This is a genomic window from Bacillus cereus group sp. MYBK195-1 (assembly GCF_051916605.1).
Classification (GTDB): Bacteria; Bacillota; Bacilli; order Bacillales; family Bacillaceae_G; genus Bacillus_A; species Bacillus_A cereus.
The window spans coordinates 227,153-253,035 of record NZ_JBQAGZ010000001.1 but is presented as its reverse complement, the minus strand read 5'-3'; the positions used below and the strand labels follow the sequence as shown (position 1 = coordinate 253,035).

Genomic DNA, 25,883 nt, shown 5'->3' with positions numbered 1-25,883 from the left:
TTAGCGTAAGAAGAAAATGGGGCTAACACCAAAGTTTGATGTTAGCCTTATCTTCTCAATCTGTCTAATAACCTCACTCTTTACGTTTAACTTTAACCGCTACGCGGTAGAATGTTTGTCATAACGTGTCATGGTCATTTCGACAAATTTTATACATTACGAGTGAAACTGTATATTCTCTACTAATTCATCGTAAATTTTTAGTGCATCATTTTCTTGTTTTTCTTCCAAAGTAGCGTAAAGCTTTCTATACATATCGATAGAATCTCTTGAAACTTTACAAGAAAGCGTTGATACGTAATCATTTACGATCATCCAAATGCGATATAGTAAATAATTATCGACTTGTTCAATAAGTGTTTTAAAGAACGTTTGATGAAGCATTGGAATTGAGTTTTCGTTTCCTTCGAGCACTTGATGTAATTTACTTAGCACTTTAGAAAACGTTTCTTTCGGTAAATTACATACAATTCGAATCATATCTTTCTCGAGTAACCGTTTCGTTTGTAATAAATCACGAATTGTTTTCTCATCTTGCAATAAGAACGGAGCAATTAATTGTACAAGACCGTTATCATAAAAGTTTCGAATAAACGTCCCTTCACCACGTCTCGTTTCAATCAATCCTACCAGTTCTAAAGCACGCAATGCTTCTCTTACAGAGGAACGTCCTACGTTTAAGCGTGAACTTAACTCACGCTCAGACGGCAAACGATCCCCCGCCACCAATCCATCCTCTTCCATAATGGAACGGATTTTTTTTACAATTTCGAGATATACTTTTGTATTTGATGATGTCAATGGAAATTCCTCGCTTATTCTTTACCAATCAGCGCTAATTGTTTTGTTTTTTCAGCGATCTCATTTGGATCTACTTGACGGCGAGCTACTCCTGTCTCCATTGCTGCTTTTGCAACGTAAGCCGCTACTTGAGGCGCTACACGCGCGTCAAATGGTGCCGGAATGATATAGTCTGCATTTAACTCATCTTCTGCTACAAGCTCAGCAATAGCCTGTACAGCTGCCATCTTCATTTCTTCGTTAATTTGTGTCGCATGTACGTCAAGTGCACCGCGGAAAATACCAGGGAACGCCAGTACATTATTTACTTGGTTCGGGAAGTCAGAACGACCTGTTCCAACAACAGCTGCGCCCGCTGCTTTTGCCAATTCTGGCATAATTTCTGGAACTGGATTCGCCATTGCAAAAATAATCGCATCGTCATTCATTGTACGAACCATCTCTTCTGTTAATGCACCTTCTGCAGATACACCAATGAATACGTCCGCACCTTGTACAACATCAGCTAAAGAACCTTCTATACGATTCTTATTTGTATATTTTGCAACTTCATCCTTCACCGGATTCATACCTGTAGGACGACCATCATAGATTGCGCCTTTACGGTCACACATAATAATGTCGCGTACACCATAGCGATATAAAAGTTTAATAATTGCAATACCTGCTGCACCTGCGCCATTTGCGACAACTTTAATGTCAGACATTTTCTTTCCAACTAATTTCAGTGCATTTACAAGACCTGCTACTGTTACAATAGCTGTTCCGTGTTGATCATCATGGAAGATAGGAATATTTGTTTCTTTTTTCAAACGCTCTTCAATAATGAAGCAGTTTGGTGCTGCGATATCTTCTAAGTTAACGCCGCCAAAAGTTGGCTCCATTAATTTTACAGTTTCAACAATTTTATCTACATCGTTTGTATTTAAGGCAATTGGGAATGCATCTACACCAGCAAAGCTCTTGAATAATACAGCTTTACCTTCCATTACTGGAAGAGATGCTTCAGGTCCAATGTTACCAAGACCAAGTACAGCTGTTCCATCTGTCACAACTGCTACCATATTTCCCTTCATCGTATATTCATATACCTTACTTTTATCGTCATAAATTTCTTTACAAGGTTCTGCAACCCCTGGAGAATATGCAAGACTTAAATCTTTTGCATTTTCTACTTTTACTTTTGATACAGTTTCTAATTTTCCTTGATGCACTTTATGCATGTGAAGTGCTTCTTCACGAAGTGTTGACAAACTATCCACTCTCCTCAAATTATTCTTGCTGATATCAATTTCTCCAAGTGGTCTGACCACGAACACTACTACTATAATAATCGAAGTGTAGGGAAATTGTCCATTATATTTTCACAACTACATTTTCTTCCCCGACAATTTCACGAAGTGCTCCTAAACATTCTTCACTTGGATGAATCGATAAACTCCGAGATAATTGTACCATTTTATGTTCCTTTTCATAATAAATTAGTACTTTCGCAAAACCTGAATAGTCGAACAATATTTTCGTAACCCGATTTAAAAGCTTTTTCTCATACTGAGATGGCAATTTCACGTAAACAGATGCGTCTTTCTTTTCTTCATAAACATCCATTTCCTCTAGCGGATATAGTCCATTTACAATCCATTGAAGCTTATGATTTCTTAGCTCAATCGTACCGTCAACTAAAACAATTGCTCCTTCTTGCAACTTATCCGAGAAATGTATATACGTTTCCGGGAAGAGGACCGCTTCCATTTCATCATTTTGATCACAGAATGTAATAAATGCCATCTTTTGAAACTTTTTCGTACGAATCACTCTAACACTTGTTATATACACAATCGCTCTTTGTACTTTTTTCTTGTGTCGCATCGCCTGAGCGAGAGATGGAATTTCTAATTCTTTTGCTAACTTCACATACTGCGCTGTCGGATAACTTGATAAATAAAAGCCAAGTGCTTCCTTCTCTTTATTTAGTTGTTCAATAAAAGATAGCTCTTCTCCTTGTACATATTTTGATTTTGGAACAGCATCTCCTAAATCACGTGCGAGATTCGCGTACTCTAACGCCCCTTTAATACTTTTCCATAAATTCGTTCTCGAAACACCAAAATCATCAAAACATCCCGACCAGACGAAAGCTTCTAAATTACGCTCCGTTACGAACTTTGACGGCATACGGAGACAAAATTCAAATAAATCTTCGAACATTTTTTTCTCTCGTTCTTCTAATAATGCCGTCACTGTAGCCATTCCAATATTTCGGATCGAAAGTAAACTGTAACGTATCGCATTCCCTTCTATTTGGAAGTTATAACCACTTCTCTGAAGAGACGGCGGCAAAACGTGAAAACCTTTCCGCTTCGTTTCTCGTATATACTGTACAATCTTATCTTCATTTCCAATTGCGCTTGATAATAATGCCGTCATAAATTCCAGCGTATAGTTCGCTTTCAAATAGGCAAGCTGATATCCAATCATACTGTAAGCTACAGCGTGACTTCGGTTAAAACCGTAATTCGCAAATCTTACAATTAAATCATAAATTTTCTCTGCGGATGTCTCATTGTATCCATTTCCCAAACATCCTTGGACGAAATGCTTACGTTCCTGATCTAAAATATCACGATTTTTTTTACTCACCGCACGGCGCAGTAAATCTGCTTCTCCAAGCGAAAACCCTGCTAACTTCGATGCAATTTGCATAATTTGTTCTTGGTATACAATGACGCCGTATGTTCTTTCTAAAATTGGCTTTAAATCCGGATGTAAATATTCGATTTTTCTTTTTCCATGTTTCGATTCAATAAAAGTCGGTATCTGTTCCATCGGTCCTGGTCTGTATAACGAGTTAACAGCTACGATATCTTCAAACTCATTCGGTTTTAACCCGCGAAGTACATTTCGCATACCGCCTGACTCAAGCTGGAATACACCTGTTGTATCTCCTCTTCCTAATAATTGGAACGTCTTTTCATCTTGAAGAGGTAAGTTTCTTATATCGATTTCTTTCCCTGTTTTGTTCGCGATAAATTTTATAATATTTTCAAGTAACGTTAAATTACGTAATCCTAAAAAGTCCATCTTAAGCAACCCAAGTTCTTCTAGCGCATCGGCTGGATATTGCGTAACATAAACATCGTTATGTCCTTCTTGAATTGCTACACTGCCTGTTAGCGGTTCTTGACTCATAATAACACCAGCCGCATGAATAGACGTATGACGTGGTAAACCTTCTACACGTTTTGCGATTTCAAACACACGCTCATGCAAAAGATTCCCTTGTATAAACTCACGAAGTGATTGTGATTCTTCATATGCATCTTTTAATGTTATACCAAGCTTTGATGGGATAAGTTTTGAAAATATATCAATATCTCGCGGCGGAAGCCCCATTACACGAGCAATGTCTCTAATTGCCGCTTTTGCTGCAAGCGTACCAAACGTTACAATTTGCGCAACACGGAGCTGACCGTATTTATCTTTCACATAGCGAATCATCTCATCACGTCTTACGTCTGGAAAATCAATATCAATATCGGGAAGCGTCACACGTTCAGGATTTAAAAACCTTTCAAATAATAGATCGTATTCAATTGGATCAATATCTGTAATTTCTAATACGTATGAAACGAGTGAACCAGCTGCCGATCCACGACCTGGTCCTGTTAGAATATAATTTTCATGTGCATACTTCATAAAATCCCATACGATGAGGAAATAATCACTAAATCCCATACGAGAAATAACATTTAATTCATGATCCAAACGCTTTATATGCACTTCTTTCGGTTCACCATATCGTTTCCGCAAACCTTCTTCACAAACACGACGCAAGTATATATCACTCGTTTCATTAGACGGAACAGGAAACTTCGGAAGTTGATTTACATGGAACAGTATTTCTACTTGGCAACGCTCTGCAATTTTTATTGTATTTTGGATTGCTTCCGGCGCATGGGAAAATAGTGCTTCCATTTCATCCGATGACTTTAAATAATACTGATCTGTTTTCAGCCTCGGCCTATCTGGATCAGTCATTTTCGTTCCACTTTCAACAGATAGTAAACATTCGTGAACAAGCGCGTCACTTTGATTGATATAGCGCACATCATTTGTTGCAACGACTGGAATATTAACCCTACTAATAAATTCAGGTAGTTTCTCTTGTAAAAGCAACTCATCTTGAATCGCATGATGCTGCAAACTCATATAAAAATGGCCGAACATATTTTGATACGTGCGAGCTACTTCTTCAGCCTGACTCTCATTGTCTTCTAGTAATAATTGCTCAATTTCGCCATCTTTACCTGGTGAAATAGCAATTAATCCTTTCGCATAATGCGCAAGCCACTTCTTAGGAATACCTTCTTTGGACTTTGTCATAATACTGCTAGAAATCTTTAATAAATTTTGGTAGCCTATTTCATTCTCAGCAAGTAATACAAGCGGATAAGACCTTTCTTCTTCTTCACTAAAAATAGAAGCGGTTAATCCAATAACAGGCTGTATACCATGTTTCTTACATGCTTTATAAAACGGAATAACACCATACATAACATTTTCATCCGTAATAGCCAGCGATGAAAAACCAAGTTCTTTCGCCCTGACTACAAGCTCATCAATTTTACAAGCACTTTTTAATAAACTAAAAACGGTTTGACATTGTAAATGCACAAACTTCACTGTTGTACCCTCTCTTTACCTATTTGACTACTTTTATTATAGGTGATGAGGAAAGCGGAAATCAAAACATACTTCTTATACTTTGTCCATATATATGAAGAAGAAAGGGGAATGACGATGGATGTAAGAGAACATACTTTTTTCTCTCTGCTTATTATTAGTTATTTTATTGCCTTTGGGGTTATACTTGGCGGTTCATTAATTGGTGGATTTGGTGCGTTTCTTATTGGAAAACCAGCTCTAACTTACATTAATCAATTCGCCCAAAATTTAAGAATTTGGGCACTCGTTGCAGCAATCGGCGGAACATTCGATACCTTTTATAGCTTTGAAAGAAGTTTCTTTGGCGGAGATATGAAAGATATCGTAAAACAAATTCTCCTTATTTTTTTCGCAACTGGTGGTATGCAAACAGGTCTCATTATTATTAAATGGCTAACGCAGGAACATGTATGAGAGTACCAAGTGCTAATACAGCAAAAAGATGGTACTTAGTATTAGCTGGGGCTGCTGTTGGAGGCGTTTTGAGCTGGTTTATTTTTTTGTACATATACGGTGTTTTTCAAGAAGAACAAGCTAGTAAAATAGCAGAACAAAGAGAAATTATAGAAAAACAAGAAGCAAAGCTCCACGTCCTTCTCGAAGATCAAGAAAAATTGAACACTGAAAATAAACGGCTCTTAACCATTCAAGAGATTAAAATAAAACTTATCAATCGAGAAAAATACGATTTAGACAATCTTACACTCGAAAATATGACTACATCTATCCATAATGATCTCCAACATCTTTTAACGAAAAACATTCAAAGTATCGCAAAAAATAAAGACCTACTTAAAAAGGTAATCGAAAATAAAACGTACAAACATTACGATCGGCTATACCGTTTTAAAGTCGATACAATATCTTTTGATACAGTGCTTGAAATTAGCATTACTATAGAGAAAGAAAAATAAAGAAGGAGGGCTTTAGCACCGCTCCTTCTTTTCGTTCTAACATATAGTCTCTTATTTACAAATCTCACGTAAATCAGCAAAAAGACGATCCGCTTCTTCCCAAGAAGATGCCTTCGCACCAGAAGCCATCGGATGCCCCCCGCCGTTATATTGCATTGCTAATTTGTTTATAACTGGTCCTTTTGAACGAAGACGAACACGAATTACGTCGTCTTCCTCTAAAAATAGAACCCACGCCTTTAATCCATCAATATTGCCAAGCGCTCCAACAACACCAGATGCTTCAGAAGGAAGTACATCAAACTCTTCTAATACTTCTTTCGTTAATTTAATGTAAGCTGCTCCTTCTTCTACCATCGTAAAGTTTTGTAAAATATAACCGTTTAAACGAGCAATTTTTTCTTTTGTCTTATACATTTCATTGTATAAATCTGTGAATTTCACACCCATATCAACAAGCTCACTTACGTAACGAAGTGTTTTGGCTGTCGTATTTGGGAATAAGAAACGACCTGTATCTCCAACAATTCCTGCTAAAATAAGGCGAGCTGCTTCTTTTGTTATTTTTAATCCTTTATCTTTTCCATAGTTATAAAACTCATAAATCAGTTCACTTGTAGAACTCGCTGTCGTATCTACCCACGTAATATCTCCATATGGATCTTCATTTGGATGATGATCAATTTTAATTAACATCTTCCCTTTTGTATAGCGTTGATCGTCAACACGTTCTTGATTCGCAGTATCACAAACAATAACAAGCGCATTTTCGTATACACTATCTTCAATATCATCCATTACTCGTAAGTATGCTAGTGACGGTTCATTGTACCCAACCGTATAAATATTTTTCTCTGGAAACGATTCTTGTAGAATTGTACCAAGACCCCCCTGTGAACCTAACGCATCTGGATCCGGACGCACGTGGCGATGAATAATAATTGTATCAAACTCTTTAATTGCTTCTAAAATTTGCTCATGCATATGTATAATCTCCTTTTTAATCAACTTCTTCACTTTATCCTCCATTATAACGGAAAGTATTTCATACATGCGAACAATTGCTTTATAATAAAAGTTAGAAAGTTTAGATATTTCTTTTTCTTTTCTATTATTTTTCATAAAGCGATGGGAGTGTTCATTATGCCAGTATTAGTCTTCTGTATTATCGTCTCATTTATGTTGTACCTCTTTTACAAAACAAAATACTTTCGTACAAACCGCCCAATGGAGAAAGGTTGGCTCTCAGGAAAATCCGCAATGGCACTCGGTTCATTCGTTTTATTTTTCGGGATAAACCAATTCTTTTTAGAACTTTCAACCGCTCGTATTATCGTTGGTGTTTTATTCGTTCTATTTGGTAGTGCAAGTGTATTTAACGGGTTTCGCCAATACAAACATTTCTTGCCATTAGCAGTTAAAGAAGCCGAAGTCTATGAAGCAACATAAAAAAGCATCAATATTGTGATGCTTTTTTATGTTGCTTCACTTTCAAAATCATATATGCAACAAACGCAGATGGTATATTAAATGGGTTACCTTGTACATGAAAATGTAATTGTTCTTCTTCAAAAGACATTTTTTCATATAGCTCTCGCTGAGATAATCCTGTCTTTTCCTTTTTTTCATGTAAACCTTGTAAATATAAATATTGAATAGGTATCATTACAAGAAAGTAAAATAATGCGATACTACCAAAAAAAAGTACGGCTGACGACATAATGCATACCACCTTTCATAATTCCATTTTCTTACAATATAATCATAACACAATATACAACTGAATTGAATTATTATTCTGTCTTTTCTCACGTTACTTTTCCACTCCATCCCATACATATTTCACTAAAACTCCCATCTAAAATCATGCCTTTCAAATTTAAAACAACAAAAAAGATGGAACAAATCAAAACGATTTGTTCCATCTTTTTATTTATCGATTAACTGAACCATAAGTAATGCTTTTCCAACAACATTACCTTCATGATGCACCTCTACATCGACCTTACCAAATTTACGTCCAATTTCTAATACTTTCGGATGAACAGATACAATATTATCAATTTGAACCGGCTTTACGAAATAAATCGTTAAGTTTTCAACAATTAAATCGCTTTTCTTTTGCGCACGAATGACGCGATTTGTCGCTTCTGTCACAATTGTTGCAAATACACCGTACGATAACGTTCCGATTGAGTTCGTCATTTGCGGCGTCACCGAAAATTGATATAGATGCTCATTCTTCGCTTCTTTTGGCGTCATAAATTGATTCGTTACAATATCATCAATGGTTTCTCCAACTTGCGGCTGACGTTGAATCATTTGCAGTGCCTGAAGTACATCTTGACGGCTAATAATACCTTGCAGTTTATTTCCTTCCTCAACGACAGGAAGTAATTCAATTCCTTCCCACACCATCATACGTGCCGCAGCTGCGACAGACATTTTACCGTTCACTGTAATTGGGTGCTTTGTCATTACTTTATCAATTGGTGTTTCTTTCGCTACTCCGATCATATCTTTTGAAGTTACGATTCCTAGCACTTTGTTACTTTCATCAACAATCGGATATCTTCCGTGCATCGTCTCTTCATTATAGGCATGCCATTGCTGCACTGTATCACTCGGCTTTAAATATAACGTTTCTTCAATTGGCGTTAAAATATCTTCAACGAGTACAATTTCTTTCTTAATAAGCTGATCGTAAATCGCACGGTTAATTAACGTTGCAACTGTAAAGGTATCGTAACTACTTGAAATAATCGGCAGTTTTAATTCATCTGCTAATTTCTTCACATGATCTTCCGTATCAAATCCGCCCGTAATTAATACAGCGGCTCCAGTTTCTAACGCTAATTGATGTGCGTTCGTACGGTTACCAATAATGAGTAAATTCCCAGCTTCTGTATAGCGCATCATCGCTTCTAATTTCATAGCTCCGATTACGAATTTATTTAATGTTTTATGTAGTCCTTCTCTGCCCCCAAGTACTTGACCATCGACAATGTTAACGACTTCTGCATATGTCAGTTTTTCGATATTCTCTTTCTTCTTCTGTTCAATTCGAATTGTTCCGACACGTTCAATTGTACTAACATATCCTTTATTTTCTGCATCTTTAATTGCACGGTAAGCTGTCCCTTCACTTACACTCAAATCTTTCGCGATTTGTCTTACAGAAATTTTATGGCCTACTGGCAGGCTATTAATATGTTCTAAAATTTGGTTATGCTTGGTAGCCAAATGGTTTCACCATACTTTCTTTTCCCTAAATTCTTCATGTGTTGTACTTTTAGTATACTATATTTTCAAAACTGTTACACTCTCTCTTTGCATACCTGTACTATTTTTTTTATAACAAAATGTCTCTTGCATTCCACCATTCATTCTATTACAACAATGTAATGCTATTGTCATCTCATTCGATAGTTCGTACACTTAATTACTTATACAATTAAGACAAGAAATAAAACAAAGGAGCGAACACATGATGAAAAAATTTTTAGAGGTTGTAGGTGCTGTATTTTTAGCTTTCGTAGATGGGAAAAAAGTTGCAATGGAATTGAATGAAACACCTGAACAACCACGTACCAAAAGAAAAGAATCACCAAAACAAATACAAGCATTAAAAGCTGTCCTACACACATAAAAAACCCTTCACTTTTCTTTTTCAAATGAAGGGTTTCTTTTCTATAGTGTAATACTTTCTCCAGCTTCTAATACTTTCCCTGTACAATTTTGTAGCTTTTCTACAAATTGATATGGATCTTGTTCAATAACTGGGAACGTATTGTAATGCATCGGTACAACAGTTTTCGCATTAATCCATTTTGCCGCTAGTACAGCATCTTCTGGTCCCATTGTGAAATTATCACCAATTGGTAAAAATGCTAGATCAACTTTATTTAATTCCCCAATTAACTTCATATCAGAGAATAGTGCAGTATCTCCTGCGTGGTATACAGTTTTCTCTTCTGCTGTAAATAAAATACCTGCTGGCATACCTGTATATGTAATCGTCTTATTTGCTTCATCAATATAACTAGAGCCGTGGAATGCTTGTGTAAACTTCACTTTTCCGAAGTCAAATTCATGTGAACCACCAATATGCATCGGGTGTGTATTTACACCTTGCCAACTTAAAAATGTTGCTAGTTCAAATGGCGCTACAACAACTGCATTATTTTTCTTCGCAAGTTCTACTGTATCTCCAACATGATCACCGTGTCCATGCGATAAAAGGATTGCATCCACTTTTACATCTTCAGCTTTTAAATCTGTTTTCGGATTACCTGTTAAAAACGGGTCAATTAAAATAACTTTTCCATTCGCCTCAATTTTCACAACTGAATGTCCATGATAAGATACTTTCATTATTACATTCCTCCCCTATTCACATTCTCACTTTTTATTCTACATGATTTTTCAATCCCCTGTCTTTTCTAACATCTATTTACTTGTCATAACGCTTTCTTCCGAGTTAAAGTTATATTTGTAATTAAATATCTCGGGGGTGCCAATCGATGAATGCTAGATTAGAAAATTTAATGCAATGGCTAAAAGAAAAAAACGTAGAAGCTGCGTTCTTAACTTCTACACCGAACGTCTTCTACATGACAAACTTCCACTGTGAACCACACGAAAGACTTCTTGGTATGTTTGTATTCCAAGAAAAAGAACCTATTTTAATTTGCCCTAAAATGGAAGAAGGCCAAGCACGTAACGCTGGCTGGGCACATGAAATTATCGGATTTACTGATACTGACAGACCATGGGATATGATTGCAAAAGCAATTAAAGACCGCGGCATCAATGCAAATGCAGTTGCAATTGAAAAAGAACATTTAAACGTAGAGCGCTACGAAGAATTAACGAAATTATTCCCAAATGCAGCTTTCAAATCAGCTGAGGAGAAAGTTCGCGAACTTCGTTTAATTAAAGATGAAAAAGAACTTTCTATTTTACGCGAAGCAGCTAAAATGGCGGACTATGCTGTTGAAGTTGGTGTAAATGCAATTAAAGAAAACCGCAGCGAGCTAGAAGTATTAGCAATTATTGAACACGAATTAAAAACAAAAGGCATACATAAAATGTCATTTGATACGATGGTATTAGCAGGTGCGAACTCTGCTCTTCCACACGGTATTCCTGGCGCAAACAAAATGAAACGCGGCGATTTCGTACTATTTGATTTAGGCGTAATCATTGATGGTTATTGCTCTGATATTACACGTACAGTAGCATTCGGTGAGATTTCTGAAGAGCAAACTCGCATTTACAACACTGTACTTGCTGGACAACTACAAGCAGTTGAAGCATGTAAACCAGGTGTTACACTTGGCGCAATCGATAACGCTGCTCGTTCTGTTATCGCAGATGCAGGTTACGGAGACTTCTTCCCGCACCGACTTGGTCATGGACTTGGAATTAGCGTACACGAATATCCAGATGTAAAAGCTGGTAACGAGTCTCCATTAAAAGAAGGTATGGTCTTCACAATCGAACCTGGTATTTATGTACCAAACGTAGGTGGCGTTCGTATTGAAGATGATATTTACATCACAAAAGACGGATCAGAAATTTTAACGAAATTCCCGAAAGAATTACAATTTGTAAAATAATAAAAAAGGCAGCTTGATTGCTGCCTTTTTTATTTCTCTACTATTTCAAATTTAGCACCATCTTCTCCTCATACTTATCATCCCATTTAATCACAATCTCTATTGGTTCATCTTTAGAGATAGGCGCGCAACTTACACAAGAAGACTTCATTTCAACCTTTGCTCCTCTATGAACTTCTGAAGTTTGCGTCATTGTACGAAAGGTTTCATGAATAGCAATCTCTAAATTTTTAAATTCTGTATTTCCATCTCCGCCCTTATACTGAAATGTAAACATTCCATCTTCACTATCATCCTTAATATGGCCTTTATATTGTCCCGTCCAACTTTTGCTCTCGCTAGAAAAAGTAACATACCAAATCGAACAACTCCCTAAAAAGAAAATAGTAATAAAAAAGAATAATACTCTCTTCATCATGCCCCTCGATTCAAAAGCATTTATTTATTGTCTATTTCTTCCTTTAAATATTATTAAAAAAAGAAGGCCACTCAAAAAGTGCCTTCTTCTATTTCACTAATATTTAATTGAAATTTCACGATCCAAACTGAGAAAAGGTGGACAAGAAGCGCAAACGCCATACATGCTCCGCTTAAAAAAGTTAGTATAGGATGCGAATACACGTGCCCCAATCCATAGGATATCGCCACGAAAAACATTGTTATGTAAATATAAATTGCTCCATGTATTTGCCTCATATAAACCTCCTTTTCCCATATTATAACATAAATTTTCTGATTATTCACATTAATTACTTGTAATCAATATTTCTCAACTGTTACACCTCTTACAGCAGCTTTAATATACGGTGACCCTTGTAAACTTTGTAAATCCTCTGTTTTTCCTGTTACGACTACACCGTATATTGGTAAGTTTTTTGGTTTGGTGTTTTTTATTTCTTTATCCCGCATTAACGGGCAGTAAGACCCCACATCAAAATTCAGCGGAAGCAAAGAAGTTAGGTGGGGGGCGGACTGCCCATAAAAGCCCGATTGGTGAGGGCTGATAATCAGTGGGGGATGCCCCCCACTGATTAAAGTTTCACTTTATAGTTTATCCTAAAATATTCTCGATATCCCTCTTTATTTTCACTTAAAGATATCCAAATGCAGCTTTTATAAATTTTTTCATAATAAAAAGCACATTTATTTTGATGTGCTCTCACATATACTTTAGTAAAATATAAATCATTTTTTTGAAACAAAAACTCCCACTCATCTCTCCCCATACTATCGTTATGACTTAGTTGCCATAATAATTGAACGAGGATAAAACCCCAGCTTTTCATAAAATGATACAGCTTCATTTCCGTACACTACTGTTAATTCAATTTCATCTATCTTCTTCGCTTTAAACCATTCCACTGCACTATTCATTAATTTCAAACCAAATCCGTTTCTTCGGTATTTTTCATCAACAAATAAAATTTCAATCTTTCCGCTTACGCTTTTACTATACGCTATACAAAATCCTAATATATTATCTGTTTCTGACTCAATCAATAATTCAATTCTATATTCTCCGTACTTTGAGTTCTTTTTATAATTTTCAATACGTTCCTCAAATGTCATTCTTGGGTAATCGCCAGAAAAATATTTTGATTTATTATTATGATATTCATGCAATTTATTTAAGGATTCTCTTATTATCTCTATTTCATCGAGAGTGATATATTTATTACTAATTCTCATCCTATAGCATCTCCAATAATATATATTTCAGCATAAAAATAAGACTGTTTTTTGTTCACAAAATATTACTCTATTATTCCATCGCTTCCCTCACAACCTCTTGAATCATAACAACTTCTGTTTTCATATCAATAGATGGTGCTTCTTCATCGATACATTCATACCAAAACGCTAAGTGCTTTTTATCGATTTCATAATGAGAATTTTCGACAAGAGCTCCGCCTTCTCCTTGCACAGAATACCAATATAAGTACTCTTCTCCATCTCTTATTTCCCGGAAAATTGTCTCAACATACATCTTTTCGTCGTTTAATGTCAAAAGGACTTCTTTCATATTTTCATTAAGAAGCTGCATCCATTCATCTACTCGATGACTCTTACCAGGCTTAACTTTAAATCTCGTTAATTCTACATTCATTTTTATTCCCCCGTTTTCTTACGTACAAACAAACTGTATTCTATTGGATGATAAAAACTTAATTTACTAGCTAATTTTCGCGAAGGAATATTGTCTACATAACAATCCCAGCTCGGTATAATATCATTTTGCATGCAATGTTCAATGAACCGTGTCGCAACAGCTTGAGCTAATCCTTTCCCTTGATGGGCTTCATGTGTTGCGATATCTATTTCAGCATAACCATTCCTGCTAAATATTGAGACACATTCAGCTACAATTATCCCATCTTGTTCTATACAAAATCCAAAACCACTATTCAAAAACGTTTCTTTTGATCCCCAATATTCTTTGTAGTACTCCTCTTTAAATTCACTGCTTCGCTCTATATCTCTTCTATCAATACGCTTCACTTCATATGTATTTTTGTTACAATCTCGTTTTCTCTCCTCAAAGGTTACTCTTTGAAATTTCATTCGAGGGATGTTCCGAAGTGTATTACTAAAACGCTCTTCTAACATCATTTCCCACTCTTCCCTTGAAGTAAAGAGTGTAAATCTCTTCTCTGTTTTCTCAATAGCTGTTTTTAAATACGAAAATAACTCTTCGTTATAATTTTGATCATCAGTATCACCAAATAAATAATAGATACCGTTAGCTGTAATAATTAATCCTGCTGTTAACTTCTCGTTTACAAAAACTTCACCATCTATCATTTGCTCACATACCGCATAAGCAAACGTTGTCGTTCTTATATTACTTTCTAAAATCGGAAGGATTTTTCTATACTTGGCTACAGATAATTTCTTCATAATTGCTCCACTATAATCGTATCAGCCTCTATATGTTCAAAACAAAGATTTACCGTTCTCTTTAATGCTCTCGTTCTATGAATCGTACATGCTGGAATTAAAATAGAATCATTTGGCTTTAAAACCGCCGTTTCTCCATCTTCAAAATCGATAAGCAATTCTCCCTCTAGCACAATGAATAATTCATCCGAATTAGAATGATAATGCCAATCATATTCGCCAGTAAATACAGCGATTCGTAAGCAATGATTATTTACATTTGAAACGACGAAATTTTTATGTTGATCTTTAATATCCTTTGTTAATTCTATTAAGTTCACAGTTTCCATCTTTCGTCCCATCCTTTCATTAGTCGTTCTTCTAAAAAACTAACTTAATCTCCTCCACCTCCGCAATCTCCTCCACCATCACTTGAGCTGCTACAATCATTGCTACTGTAGTCACCGAATCCACTTGATGAGCTTGAATTGGATGAAGATTTTTTGCTTCTTTTTCTATCTTTTTTACTTTCATGACTAGGCCAAACCTTATCAAATAATATAAAGAATAAGATTCCTTCTACCATAACAAGCATAACGCCAAAAATACCTTCAATAACATTAGGGGTTATCCCCAAACTTTTAACCATCCCACATAAAAACACACAAAAAATCACATACAAGAACATACAAATATATCGAAATACTTTTTCTATCATAAGGACTACTTTTTTTGAAAAAGGTATGTTCTGTTCCTGTTTTCTCTTCATATACTTTTGTCTCTTAACTTGCTTTTTCTTCCTCTTTTTGCTCCCCATTGAATCCCCTCTTTTTGTTATATAATTCTAAATTATCATAATAAAAATCGATTTACACCAATAAATAACAATTATTCACATGTTATTTCTCCATAAAAAAGACCCTCCTCATAAAGGAAGGTCTCAAATGTATTTCTATTATGATAAAGCAGGAGCTTTTTCAAGAAGCTCTTTCGCATCAGCGTATTGTAAGCCGTGCGCTTCTGCAACTGCTTCGAATGTTACATAGCCATCTAATGTGTTAATACCTTTTAGTAATGCAGTGTTGCCTAAGCAAGCATCTTTGTAACCTTTGTTCGCAATTTGTACTGCATATGGTACTGTTACGTTTGTTAATGCAAGAGTTGACGTACGTGGAACTGCACCTGGCATATTAGCAACTGCATAATGAACAACGCCATGTTTTTCGTAAGTTGGGTTATCATGAGTTGTAATACGATCAGTTGTTTCGAAAATACCACCTTGGTCAATCGCGATATCTACAACGACAGAACCTGGTTCCATTGATTGAATCATTTCTTCAGTTACAAGTTTTGGCGCTTTTGCACCTGGAATTAATACTGCACCAATAACAAGGTCAGATTCTTTAACAGCTTCTGCAATGTTATATGGATTAGACATTAATGTTTTTACTTGGTTACCGAAAATATCATCTAATTGACGAAGACGTTCTGCACTTAAGTCAATGATTGTTACATCTGCACCTAAACCTACTGCAATCTTAGCTGCGTTTGTACCAGCTTGACCACCGCCGATGATTGTTACTTTGCCGCGTTTTACCCCTGGAACGCCTGCAAGTAAAATACCTTTACCACCTTTGTTTTTCTCAAGGAATTGTGCACCGATTTGTGCAGCCATACGACCAGCTACTTCACTCATAGGTGCAAGTAATGGTAAAGAACGATTGTCTAATTGTACTGTTTCATATGCGATTGATGCAACTTTGTTATCGATTAATGCTTTCGTTAATTCTGGTTCTGGAGCTAAGTGTAAGTATGTGAATAAAATTAAACCTTCACGGAAATAGCCGTATTCACTTGCTACTGGCTCTTTTACCTTCATAACCATATCTTGATTCCATGCTTCTTCAGCAGTTTCTACAAGTTTCGCACCAGCTTGTACGTATTCTTCATCCGTAAAGCCAGATCCTAAACCTGCTCCTTTTTGAACAAAAACTTCATGACCATTTTGTACTAAATGTACTGCTCCCGCTGGCGTCATTGCCACACGGTTTTCATTGTTTTTAATTTCTGTTGGAATACCGATACGCATGATTAGTTCCCCCTTGAGTTATGAAATGACCCCTGAATCATTTTTTTAAAGCGCTTTCTACGCTCTTATATTTTAACATAATATCTCAATATTTGACAAAAAAATAACACGAGTTTTCCGATAGATTTAATTTTATATTAAAGGACAGTATTATCCGCACCTCTCAGCACAATGGATAAACTGTCCAATTATTCGAAACTTCATCTTATTTTATTCTATCGATGTCTATGAATAACATCCACTGCACCAGTCACTTCAATAATTGTACCGGTAATCATATCGGAATCGTCCTCACATAAAAACGAAATGGTTCTTGCAATATCTTCACCTGTTCCAGATCTACCAATCGGTGTGTTATGCTCTTTTAGCTGACGTGCTTCTTGAATAGTTGCCTCTTTCATCTCGCCTATAATATCACCAGGACATACCATGTTCGCAGTAATACCATACTCCGCTTCTTCATAAGCAACTGTTTTCGTTAATGAAACAAGTCCTACTTTCGCTGCGGCAAAAGCTGAACGATAAATCCATCCCGGTGCACTATCCGCCCCTTGAAATCCGTAATTAATAATACGGCCAAAGTTCTGTTTTCTCATGACCGGAACGACAAGTTTTAATAAATGAAATACCGCTGTTAAATTTCCCTGAATCATTTCATTCCATTCATCTTCTTCATAATCAACTAACTTTTTTCGTTCAAATACATATGGACCAGCATTATTAATTAAAAAGTCAATTTTGCCAAAACGGCTCATCGCTTTTTCTACTATTTTATGTAAATCTTCCTTTTTCGTGACATCCGCTTGCACGAATTGTAGACGCTCTTCCACATCTTTATATGTTTCTTTCATCGTTTCCATAGCCGTGATATCGCTATGGTACGTTACTGTTACTGAATAGCCTTTAGCCAATAATTTTTCTGTTACTTGCTTTCCTAAACCTTTCGTACCGGCTGTAATGAGCGCATGTCTCACAAAACTGCCCCCTTTTAAATTGCTATACTTCATATGTAACAAGTTCTCGCTCCAATTACAACTAAAATGAATTGAAACAGAGTTTTCAAAATTCTGTAACGTTTCTGGCAAGCACGTTACCAAAATTTGTTTTATAATTAAGTTGTAAACAGTTATAAAACAGATTGGGAGGAATTTACTATGAATAATACATATACAAATATTTTAATCGCGGTGGATGGTTCTAAAGAAGCAGAAAAAGCCTTTAAAAAAGCAATTCAAGTCGCAAAGCGCAACAATGCAACATTAACAATTGCTCATATCGTTGATGTAAAAGCATACTCAGCAGTAGAAGCTTATAGCCGTGCAATTGCGGAACGTGCAAATCTATTTGCAGAAGACTTATTAGAAGACTACAAAAAAACTGCGCTTGAAGCTGGTCTTGAAAAAATTGAAACTGTATTAGAATTCGGTAATCCTAAATCAAAAATTTCAAAAGAAATTGCTCCAAACCATAAAGTAGATTTAATTATGTGTGGCGCGACTGGTTTAAATGCTGTTGAGCGTTTCCTAATTGGTAGCGTCTCTGAACATATTATTCGCTATGCGAAATGCGATGTCCTTGTTGTTCGTGGTGATGAAGAGCAAGGTGAGCTTTAATTTATAGATAAAACACCAAGTCCACATAGGCTTGGTGTTTTTCATTTTATAAACTTCACTATAAACACAAGACATGCTACGACAACAACGGTAATTGCCAACACATAAGGCGGAAGAAACTTCAAAGACCATAACGCCATCATGATTGTCGCGATCGTTAAGTACGTTTGCTTTGCATCTGCTGTCATTTTTTTACGAAGTAAGAAGACGTACAAATAGCCAATTGGCGGCGTAATGAAGCAAAGAACATATATGATTTTTGATTTTAAATACCATTTTTGTTCTCCAAGTTTCTTTATATCCCCTTCTATTCTCTTATGCTCTTGTTCTCTCGCTTCTTCTACAAGCGGGTCTTCCTCTTCTCCTCGCTTTTCTTTCATATAAGGAAGAAAGTGCATAAAAAAATAGTATGCGAATACGAACGCTCCAAATCCAATATTTAATCTTTCTAATGGAATATGTTCACTAAAAAAAGCAGCAGTAAGCACTAAAGACAAACAGTACGTCATCATCCAAAATGAACGTTTTCTCTTTTTTTGTTCCATTTCTTTTTTATCTTGTACATATTTTCTTTTCGAAAACCATATTGAAATACAGCAGTCTACTACAAATAGAATAAAGATAAATATCCCGACGTGTACTGTTTCTACCTCCTCAAATGAAAACATATTTGGGAATGCAACGTGTAATACAATTAGCGTGTAAAAAATTAGCCCTACAAAATAAATACGTCTCATTTTCCATCCCTTTCTTATTTCCTAACATTACGTTAACATACATTTTTTAGAAATAGACGGACAAAATATATATGTGTAAAAAAGGAGGATGCAACATGGATGATTCTGAACGTATTATTTTAGATGTGAATGGGAAAGAACTCGAAATGCTAGATACGATTCGTACTCATTTTAAAGAGAAACATGGCGTTGAACTAAGTAACGGTGCATTACTTAGAGATTTGATGGATATTGAGTATATTCGAATTACGGAAGATCGACATAAGTATGATTAAAAGAAAAACGACTGCAGGCGAATGCCATCAGTCGTTTTCTTTCTTTATTTAAGCTCTTGATGCTTCCCGCCCATACCACCTTGCTCATTGCTATCTTGGTGTACAGTTAGTTTATTTGTTTTCGTATCTTTTAAAACTCTATATGTATATGATTCATTTGGTTCATCTTTAAACTGCACATTCATTCCATACGAATCCATTTTGCTATAAAAGGCCGGTTTTATATATAAAATATCACTTTCTTTATATCCTTTATCTTGCAAATGCCACATCGTTGCGATAATCGCTTCTTCTCGCTTTTCTTTTTCACCAACATACATATATTTGTCCAAAAGAAACACTTTAGCATTTGCAATTAAACTAATTACCAGTACAATGATAAACACTATTTTTTTCATAGACTTCCCCTAAATTGTTATTTTTTACTATATTGTAACTTAAATATTATTAAAAAACAAAGTACGCCAGACTTTACTAGACTGGCGTACTTCCCAACTCAATTCTTAATAAATTCTTTCGTTAACCCCTTCGCCTTCTCCAAAGCGTTTTTGATTTGTTCAAACCCTGTCCCACCAGCACTATTACGACGCTTTACAGCCGCATATGGTGAAAGAACTTCATACAAATCTTCTTCAAATAAAGAGCTCATTTCTTGATATGTTTCAAGCGGGACATCTAATAAATAAATTCCTTTTTGTGTGCAATGTAGCACTAACTTCCCAACAATTTCATGAGCTTGACGGAATGGTAGTCCTTTGTTTGCTAAATAGTCGGCAATTTCTGTTGCGTTGGAGAAATCTTGCGTCACAGCTTGCCCCATTTTTTCTTTGTTTACAGTCATCGTTTCAAGCATGCCCCCCATAATATGAAGGCATCCTTCTACTGTTTTTACTGTATCAAACATTCCTTCTTTATCTTCTTGCAAGTCTTTATTGTAAGCGAGCGGTAATCCTTTCATTACTGTAAGTAAACTGAATAAATTACCGTATACTCTGCCTGTTTTACCACGGATTAGTTCCGCCATATCCGGGTTTTTCTTTTGCGGCATAATGCTGCTTCCAGTTGCGTATTGATCGCTCATTTCAATAAATTGAAACTCTTGGCTACTCCATAAAATAAGTTCTTCACAAAAGCGCGATAAGTGCATCATAAGCATAGATGAGTTACTTAGGAACTCCAGTATGAAATCACGATCGCTTACTGCATCTAAACTATTTTCATATATTCCATTAAATCCAAGAAGCTCCGCACTATATTCTCGGTCAATCGGGAATGTCGTCCCAGCTAGCGCTCCTGCTCCTAATGGGGAGATATTAATACGCTTTAACGAATCTTCATAACGATTTACATCACGCTCTAACATCCAAAAGTAAGCGAGAATATGATGAGCAAATGAAATCGGCTGGGCACGTTGCAAATGCGTATAGCCAGGCATAATCGTTTCAATATTATTTTCTGCTTGATGAACAAGAACAGTTTGCAATTGCTTTGTAGCTTTTATAATATGTTCTACCTTTTCTTTTAAATACAAATGCATATCCGTTGCCACTTGATCGTTACGGCTTCGGCCTGTATGAAGTTTCCCTCCTACTTCGCCAATTTGTTCAATTAACATCTTTTCGATATTTAAATGAATATCTTCTGCTTCTACTGAAAATTGTAGCTTATTCTCTTTTGCTTCTTTCAATAAATATTGAAGACCTACCTTTATTTTCTCTGCTTCTTCTTTCGTCACGATGCTCTGCTTTGCTAGCATCGTGACGTGTGCAATACTCCCGTTTATATCTTGATTTACTAATTGTTGATCGAAGGAGATGGATGCTCCAAACTCTTCAACCCATGCTTCCGCTTCTTCTGTAAAACGTCCGCCCCAAAGTTTGCTCACGCTTCCACCTTCTTTTGATTCACTTGGCTGTATACTTTCGTCGGTAAACCAAATAATGAAATGAATCCAACTGCTGCATCATGATTAAATTCGTCCTGGGCAGTATATGTTGCTAATTTTTCATCGTATAAAGAGTACTCAGATTTACGTCCTTCTACAATCGCATGACCTTTAAATAATTTCACACGCACTGTACCTGTTACATTCTTTTGCGTTTCTTGTAAAAATGCATGAAGCGCTTGTTTTAAAGGCGAGAACCATAAACCGTTATAAATAAGTTCTGTTATTTTCTGTTCAATCACTGGTTTAAAATGTGCTACTTCTTTTACGTGTGTTAAATCTTCCAACTCTTTATGCGCAGTGATTAACGTCATTGCTGCTGGGCATTCGTATACTTCACGAGATTTAATACCGACAAGACGATTTTCTACGTGATCAATACGTCCAACGCCGTGTTTTCCAGCGAGCGCATTTAACGTTTTAATTAATTCTGCAAGTGAATATGCAGTGCCATTTAAAGTAGTCGGTACGCCTGCTTCAAATCCGATTTCTACAAACTCTGGTTTATTCGGTGTATCTTCTAACGCCAATGTCATCTCATATGCATCTTCTGGCGGCGCTGCCCATGGATCTTCTAAAATTCCACATTCGTTGCTGCGTCCCCATAAGTTTTGATCGATTGAAAACGGGCTATCTAAATTAATCGGAATTGGTACATCGTTTTCTTTTGCATATGCAATTTCTTCTTCACGTGACCATTTCCATTCACGTACAGGCGCAATCACTTCTAAGTAAGGATTTAATGCTTGGATAGAAACTTCAAAACGAACTTGGTCATTTCCTTTTCCTGTACATCCGTGTGCAACTGCAGTTGCACCTTCTTGTTCTGCGATTTCTACTAATTTCTTTGCAATAAGCGGACGAGATAATGCAGAGACAAGAGGGTATTTCCCTTCGTATAAAGTGTGTGCTTGCATCGCCATCAATGCATATTCATTCGCGAATTCTTCTTGAACATCAATCATATATGATTTAATTGCACCTACTGAAAGTGCCTTTTCTTTTACAAACCCTAAGTCTTTACCTTCCCCTAAATCTAAACAAAGCGCGATAATATCATAATTTTTCTCTTGTAACCATTTAATTGCAACGGAAGTATCAAGACCTCCAGAATATGCTAATACAACTTTTTTCTTCTCCATTTTGCATCCCCCTAAAGAATAAATATTCATTTTCTTTTATAATAATTCACACTTTACCACCTTTCACAAAATGTATCAAGAGTCATTTTCAAATTTTTTCAAACAATTTCGTCGAACTTCTTTCTGTTTTTCTGTACAATATAAGCAGGAAAACGGGGGTGAACTTATGGAAAAGTATTTCTTATACGATGAACATCTAGGAATTGAAATTCCGCATTTACAAGAAGACTGGGAAGAAATCCCCGAAAAAATGCAACATGCTATTTTACTAAAATGGGAACAAGTTCGCGGGAAAATTCCTGATCGTATAAAAGAACTTGAGCACTATATTAATACAAAACAACATTATTTAAATAACGAAGAAGACTTCGAAGTTTCTTGTAAACTAAATTCAGAAATTGCCGATCTTGCTTCCATCATTAATGACCTTTGGCTTTGGTATCGACTCACTCAAAATGTATCTGAGGGGAAAGCACACCAATGAAAAAAGCATGCCCCTCAATTACTTTGGGTCATGCTTTTTTTGTCGTAACATGATTTACAATATATCTCTTGTGCTGTTTTTGCCAAACACACATCAAAAGGGCCAACTAATATACTTCTTTCTTTCGGCAACTTTACAAAAGCAACAAGCTCTTCTTCATATTGAATTTTTTTCTGACATGAAATACATATTAATTCTTTTCTTTTGAACATTCCTTTTAGCATACCTTCACTCTCCCCTTCATCTATCTATATTAATATACTCTCATAATAGTTAAGACTTGTAAAAAAATGACACATTCCGAATCGAATGATTCATATACTATGTACAAAAGGAGGTCTACAGCTTATGCGTGCTTTCGTTATTATCGCTTTAACTTTTTTAAGTGTGATTAGTTGGGATGCGTTTTTTAAAGATAAAAGTGATGAAAAGAATACAACGGAATAAAACCCTTTTTTTCTTACTTATTGGACAAACCGTTACAAACTGTCCAATCCTCCGAAATAACTTAGGCTTTTCTACAAAAATATTTAAACATAACATTTTTTGTAGATTCCCTCCGTTTATTGTCGGTTTCCATCCGCATACATTTTTTAAAAGTATGATATAATAGTATAAATCTTGAAGGAAGGGATTTTGATATCATGATCGCTCGAAGGAGCATGTGGCATCGTATTGACGAATCATACACGTAGCGTATTTTTCAGCTCAGATACTTTAGTCTAGCGAAAAAAATACGAGAGTGGGGAAATTATGATTGCCCGAAGGATAATTTGGCAAAAAAAAGACTCTTCTTACACATAGCGTTTTGTTTAGGACTTAATTGTTACTAACTAAACAAAACAAAGAAGAGCAGGATTGCTAAATGACGAATCCTACTCCACGTTTTGTTTAGTCGTTTTAAGACTTAAACTAAAACGAAGGTAGGGAGAATTGATGGACGAGAGGATTATTCGTTATTTCTTCAGCGACATATAGCGTAGTTAGTTTTTTCGTAAACTAACTGAAAGCTACATGTGAGCTCGTAGTTAGTTTACAACACAAAAAGGACTACTAACTACGGAAAGAAGGAATAACGATGAGGAACATCCAAAGTCGGCAAATTATTAAAGAAATTTTTATGGTTTTAATCGGTTCATTTATTTTAGCAGCAGCGCTATATCACATTCACTTCCAAAACCACTTAACAGAAGGTGGCTTTGTAGGAATTGCACTATTCATTCAAAACTTTTATGATATTTCACCATCTATTTCAACTGTATTAATGGATATCCCAATTATTTTACTGTGCGCTTCATTTTTAGGTAGAAAAATGGTTGGTTATTCATTCCTAGGTTCAATTTCATTCGGAGTATTTTATTCCTTTATGGAAAATTATTCTCCATTTACGGTAGATTTATCAAATAACTTATTTATAGCTGCAGTAGTTGGCGGTGCGTTAGCTGGTATTGGACTCGGTTTTATATTGCGATTTGGCGGTGCAACCGGTGGAGACGATATTTTAACAATTGTATTAAGTAAACGAACTCGTTTTACAATTGGGCAAATTTTCTTCGTCTTTGACGCGATTGTTCTTGCGCTTTCATTATATTATTTAAATTGGACAGAAATTGCTTTTACTATTCTTTCGATTGCCGTACAGGCAAAAACATTGGATTTAATTTATTATCCAAAAACAGAAAAAACAGCAGAAAAACAGCCAGTATCTGTTCCAATGTCCAAAAAACATGCAACAAATTAAAAAAAGCGAAAGGCTTCGGCCTCTCGCTTTTTTTATGCTCTTTTTTCTTTCTCGACCATATGGCGCACTTGATAAAATCTATTTGCAAATTCAGTAACGTTTCTTGTTAAACGATAATTCACTGTAGATCCAATTGCCATTCCAATTACCGGTATACCTTGGAATAATTTACGACGAAGAGCATAAATCGAAAATGTCTTCAAAATTTGTTTTAACACAACCTCAGTAGAAGCTGTTTGTAGCACTGCTTCGTCTCCTTCGTAAAAGAACGAATCTTCCTGCTCCAGCTCTTGCAATAAATTGTACCATGCATATTGCTGAAGTCTTCCTGGTAGTAATGACGCATGAAACACCTTTAACGCAAGCATCATTTCATACGGCTTGTTCACATCATGTCCAAATGATGTTGCAATAAGTTGGACTGCCTTCACATTTAACGCGATCATAACCGGAAAATCCGCCGTTAATAATAATAAACCTCCAGCACCTGTTGCCCCGCCTTGTACAAATGAATATAGACGATGACGTGCTGTTTGCTGCTCTGCTATGTATGTTAATTGATCAATAGATAATGCTTTCAAATCTTCAAGCTGTTCAATCGATTCATCAAATAATCTTGATGTTCCTAAAATCCGATTACGTGCATCTAACTGTGCTTGTGAACTTTGAATAAATGCATGCAAATGAAAGAGCCATCCATCTGCTTTCGTGAAGAATTCTTTTCGCTTTTTCTCAGGTAATTTCGCAACTGTAGTATGTAACCATTTATCAAACACTTTTTGAAAATCGGTCGCTTCTTGCTCAACTAATTGCGCTTCCCATTCTTTTATATTGTCTAAAATGGCTTGTTCTCGCTTCGATCGCATCGTAACAACCACCTCGTTCGATTTTTTTCTATTGTAACATATTTCTGCTTATT

At 35.9% G+C, this 25,883-nt stretch carries 31 protein-coding genes and 1 pseudogene; 9 read left to right on the top strand and 23 right to left on the bottom strand.

The window, feature by feature from the left end:
- Positions 1-156 precede the first annotated feature (156 nt).
- The 3 genes from ACTFRY_RS01435 to dnaE all read right to left on the bottom strand — a co-directional run bounded on the left by ACTFRY_RS01435 (position 157) and on the right by dnaE (position 5,484).
- Positions 157-801, bottom strand: coding sequence for a FadR/GntR family transcriptional regulator (locus tag ACTFRY_RS01435; RefSeq protein ID WP_000204439.1), 645 nt, complete (start codon positions 799-801; stop codon positions 157-159).
- Positions 802-815: 14 nt separating this feature from the next.
- A complete protein-coding gene (locus ACTFRY_RS01430; RefSeq protein ID WP_161508111.1) occupies positions 816-2,024 on the bottom strand; it encodes an NAD(P)-dependent malic enzyme in 1,209 nt (402 codons plus the stop codon).
- A 133-nt stretch (positions 2,025-2,157) separates the two neighbouring features.
- Positions 2,158-5,484, bottom strand: coding sequence for a DNA polymerase III subunit alpha (dnaE, locus tag ACTFRY_RS01425; protein WP_061663242.1), 3,327 nt, complete (start codon positions 5,482-5,484; stop codon positions 2,158-2,160).
- Between the two features lie 42 nt (positions 5,485-5,526).
- Between dnaE and ACTFRY_RS01420 the strand changes: the two genes are divergently transcribed.
- A complete protein-coding gene (locus ACTFRY_RS01420; protein ID WP_002005839.1) occupies positions 5,527-5,940 on the top strand; it encodes a YtrH family sporulation protein in 414 nt (137 codons plus the stop codon).
- The gene (gene ytrI, locus ACTFRY_RS01415) at positions 5,937-6,440 is read left to right on the top strand and encodes a sporulation membrane protein YtrI (protein WP_001265736.1); all 504 of its coding nucleotides are present in this window, start codon (positions 5,937-5,939) and stop codon (positions 6,438-6,440) included. The genes ACTFRY_RS01420 and ytrI overlap by 4 nt, the downstream gene beginning before the upstream one ends.
- Before the next feature lie 51 nt (positions 6,441-6,491).
- Here ytrI and ACTFRY_RS01410 read toward each other — a convergent pair whose 3' ends face one another.
- Positions 6,492-7,424 (bottom strand): DHH family phosphoesterase, encoded by a 933-nt coding sequence (locus ACTFRY_RS01410; RefSeq protein WP_016118710.1) that lies wholly within the window; start codon positions 7,422-7,424, stop codon positions 6,492-6,494.
- Between the two features lie 159 nt (positions 7,425-7,583).
- Between ACTFRY_RS01410 and ACTFRY_RS01405 the strand changes: the two genes are divergently transcribed.
- Positions 7,584-7,889 (top strand): YtpI family protein, encoded by a 306-nt coding sequence (locus tag ACTFRY_RS01405; protein ID WP_001144776.1) that lies wholly within the window; start codon positions 7,584-7,586, stop codon positions 7,887-7,889.
- A gap of 7 nt (positions 7,890-7,896) precedes the next feature.
- Here the strand turns inward: ACTFRY_RS01405 and ACTFRY_RS01400 are convergent, their stop codons facing one another.
- Both ACTFRY_RS01400 and ACTFRY_RS01395 read right to left on the bottom strand, forming a co-directional pair.
- The gene (locus ACTFRY_RS01400) at positions 7,897-8,160 is read right to left on the bottom strand and encodes a DUF3949 domain-containing protein (protein ID WP_000093044.1); all 264 of its coding nucleotides are present in this window, start codon (positions 8,158-8,160) and stop codon (positions 7,897-7,899) included.
- A 209-nt stretch (positions 8,161-8,369) separates the two neighbouring features.
- Positions 8,370-9,683 carry a CBS domain-containing protein gene (locus ACTFRY_RS01395; protein ID WP_098617035.1) on the bottom strand — a complete coding sequence of 438 codons (1,314 nt, stop codon included), beginning with the start codon at positions 9,681-9,683 and terminating at the stop codon, positions 8,370-8,372.
- 244 nt (positions 9,684-9,927) lie between these two features.
- Here ACTFRY_RS01395 and ACTFRY_RS01390 point away from each other — a divergent pair, with 244 nt between their 5' ends.
- Positions 9,928-10,089, top strand: coding sequence for a hypothetical protein (locus ACTFRY_RS01390; protein WP_000976017.1), 162 nt, complete (start codon positions 9,928-9,930; stop codon positions 10,087-10,089).
- A 41-nt stretch (positions 10,090-10,130) separates the two neighbouring features.
- Here ACTFRY_RS01390 and ACTFRY_RS01385 read toward each other — a convergent pair whose 3' ends face one another.
- Positions 10,131-10,814: a metal-dependent hydrolase gene (locus tag ACTFRY_RS01385; protein ID WP_000868922.1), complete on the bottom strand. Its 684-nt coding sequence runs from the start codon at positions 10,812-10,814 to the stop codon at positions 10,131-10,133.
- Positions 10,815-10,963: 149 nt separating this feature from the next.
- On the opposite strand from ACTFRY_RS01385, the gene pepQ reads away from it, so the two are divergent.
- Positions 10,964-12,061, top strand: a complete 1,098-nt coding sequence (pepQ, locus tag ACTFRY_RS01380) for a Xaa-Pro dipeptidase (RefSeq protein ID WP_000994032.1) — start codon at positions 10,964-10,966, stop codon at positions 12,059-12,061.
- Positions 12,062-12,101: 40 nt separating this feature from the next.
- On the opposite strand, the gene ACTFRY_RS01375 is transcribed toward pepQ, so the two are convergent.
- The 10 genes and pseudogenes from ACTFRY_RS01375 to ACTFRY_RS01330 all read right to left on the bottom strand — a co-directional run bounded on the left by ACTFRY_RS01375 (position 12,102) and on the right by ACTFRY_RS01330 (position 18,034).
- Positions 12,102-12,476, bottom strand: coding sequence for a hypothetical protein (locus tag ACTFRY_RS01375; RefSeq protein WP_136986050.1), 375 nt, complete (start codon positions 12,474-12,476; stop codon positions 12,102-12,104).
- Between the two features lie 74 nt (positions 12,477-12,550).
- Complete coding sequence (locus tag ACTFRY_RS01370) at positions 12,551-12,757, bottom strand: hypothetical protein (protein ID WP_001248905.1); 207 nt, start codon at positions 12,755-12,757, stop codon at positions 12,551-12,553.
- Positions 12,758-12,820: 63 nt separating this feature from the next.
- Positions 12,821-12,961: pseudogene (locus ACTFRY_RS01365) on the bottom strand (anti sigma factor C-terminal domain-containing protein); the annotation flags it as partial.
- A gap of 333 nt (positions 12,962-13,294) precedes the next feature.
- Positions 13,295-13,750: a GNAT family N-acetyltransferase gene (locus ACTFRY_RS01360; RefSeq protein ID WP_098617033.1), complete on the bottom strand. Its 456-nt coding sequence runs from the start codon at positions 13,748-13,750 to the stop codon at positions 13,295-13,297.
- A 73-nt stretch (positions 13,751-13,823) separates the two neighbouring features.
- Positions 13,824-14,168 (bottom strand): DUF6176 family protein, encoded by a 345-nt coding sequence (locus ACTFRY_RS01355; protein WP_001100215.1) that lies wholly within the window; start codon positions 14,166-14,168, stop codon positions 13,824-13,826.
- A 2-nt stretch (positions 14,169-14,170) separates the two neighbouring features.
- Complete coding sequence (locus ACTFRY_RS01350; RefSeq protein ID WP_098617032.1) at positions 14,171-14,959, bottom strand: GNAT family N-acetyltransferase; 789 nt, start codon at positions 14,957-14,959, stop codon at positions 14,171-14,173.
- Complete coding sequence (locus ACTFRY_RS01345) at positions 14,956-15,288, bottom strand: cupin domain-containing protein (RefSeq protein ID WP_016118713.1); 333 nt, start codon at positions 15,286-15,288, stop codon at positions 14,956-14,958. The genes ACTFRY_RS01350 and ACTFRY_RS01345 overlap by 4 nt, the downstream gene beginning before the upstream one ends.
- 44 nt (positions 15,289-15,332) lie before the next feature.
- The gene (locus tag ACTFRY_RS01340; RefSeq protein ID WP_000534949.1) at positions 15,333-15,755 is read right to left on the bottom strand and encodes a hypothetical protein; all 423 of its coding nucleotides are present in this window, start codon (positions 15,753-15,755) and stop codon (positions 15,333-15,335) included.
- A gap of 138 nt (positions 15,756-15,893) precedes the next feature.
- The gene (ald, locus tag ACTFRY_RS01335) at positions 15,894-17,027 is read right to left on the bottom strand and encodes an alanine dehydrogenase (protein WP_001219398.1); all 1,134 of its coding nucleotides are present in this window, start codon (positions 17,025-17,027) and stop codon (positions 15,894-15,896) included.
- Positions 17,028-17,242: 215 nt separating this feature from the next.
- Positions 17,243-18,034 (bottom strand): SDR family oxidoreductase, encoded by a 792-nt coding sequence (locus tag ACTFRY_RS01330; protein ID WP_002005829.1) that lies wholly within the window; start codon positions 18,032-18,034, stop codon positions 17,243-17,245.
- A 147-nt stretch (positions 18,035-18,181) separates the two neighbouring features.
- On the opposite strand from ACTFRY_RS01330, the gene ACTFRY_RS01325 reads away from it, so the two are divergent.
- Positions 18,182-18,640, top strand: coding sequence for a universal stress protein (locus tag ACTFRY_RS01325; RefSeq protein ID WP_001066673.1), 459 nt, complete (start codon positions 18,182-18,184; stop codon positions 18,638-18,640).
- 41 nt (positions 18,641-18,681) lie between these two features.
- On the opposite strand, the gene ACTFRY_RS01320 is transcribed toward ACTFRY_RS01325, so the two are convergent.
- Positions 18,682-19,377, bottom strand: coding sequence for a hypothetical protein (locus ACTFRY_RS01320; RefSeq protein ID WP_001252919.1), 696 nt, complete (start codon positions 19,375-19,377; stop codon positions 18,682-18,684).
- A 95-nt stretch (positions 19,378-19,472) separates the two neighbouring features.
- On the opposite strand from ACTFRY_RS01320, the gene ACTFRY_RS01315 reads away from it, so the two are divergent.
- A complete protein-coding gene (locus ACTFRY_RS01315; RefSeq protein WP_000342765.1) occupies positions 19,473-19,652 on the top strand; it encodes a hypothetical protein in 180 nt (59 codons plus the stop codon).
- Between the two features lie 44 nt (positions 19,653-19,696).
- Here ACTFRY_RS01315 and ACTFRY_RS01310 read toward each other — a convergent pair whose 3' ends face one another.
- The 3 genes from ACTFRY_RS01310 to ACTFRY_RS01300 form a co-directional block, all read right to left on the bottom strand.
- On the bottom strand, positions 19,697-20,050 hold the full coding sequence (locus ACTFRY_RS01310; RefSeq protein ID WP_000724675.1) for a DUF3139 domain-containing protein: 354 nt from the start codon (positions 20,048-20,050) through the stop codon (positions 19,697-19,699).
- Between the two features lie 98 nt (positions 20,051-20,148).
- Entirely contained in the window at positions 20,149-21,537 is a 1,389-nt protein-coding gene (gene argH, locus ACTFRY_RS01305; RefSeq protein ID WP_000041290.1) for an argininosuccinate lyase, read from the bottom strand.
- The gene (locus tag ACTFRY_RS01300) at positions 21,534-22,739 is read right to left on the bottom strand and encodes an argininosuccinate synthase (RefSeq protein ID WP_016118716.1); all 1,206 of its coding nucleotides are present in this window, start codon (positions 22,737-22,739) and stop codon (positions 21,534-21,536) included. The genes argH and ACTFRY_RS01300 overlap by 4 nt, the downstream gene beginning before the upstream one ends.
- A gap of 166 nt (positions 22,740-22,905) precedes the next feature.
- On the opposite strand from ACTFRY_RS01300, the gene ACTFRY_RS01295 reads away from it, so the two are divergent.
- Positions 22,906-23,223, top strand: coding sequence for a hypothetical protein (locus ACTFRY_RS01295; RefSeq protein ID WP_000417218.1), 318 nt, complete (start codon positions 22,906-22,908; stop codon positions 23,221-23,223).
- A 14-nt stretch (positions 23,224-23,237) separates the two neighbouring features.
- Here ACTFRY_RS01295 and ACTFRY_RS01290 read toward each other — a convergent pair whose 3' ends face one another.
- Positions 23,238-23,447, bottom strand: a complete 210-nt coding sequence (locus tag ACTFRY_RS01290) for a hypothetical protein (protein ID WP_000911986.1) — start codon at positions 23,445-23,447, stop codon at positions 23,238-23,240.
- Positions 23,448-24,301: 854 nt separating this feature from the next.
- Here ACTFRY_RS01290 and ACTFRY_RS01285 point away from each other — a divergent pair.
- Positions 24,302-24,964, top strand: a complete 663-nt coding sequence (locus tag ACTFRY_RS01285; RefSeq protein WP_001244515.1) for a YitT family protein — start codon at positions 24,302-24,304, stop codon at positions 24,962-24,964.
- A 32-nt stretch (positions 24,965-24,996) separates the two neighbouring features.
- Here ACTFRY_RS01285 and ACTFRY_RS01280 read toward each other — a convergent pair whose 3' ends face one another.
- Positions 24,997-25,830 carry an EcsC family protein gene (locus tag ACTFRY_RS01280; RefSeq protein ID WP_098617031.1) on the bottom strand — a complete coding sequence of 278 codons (834 nt, stop codon included), beginning with the start codon at positions 25,828-25,830 and terminating at the stop codon, positions 24,997-24,999.
- Between the last annotated feature and the right edge of the window lie 53 nt (positions 25,831-25,883).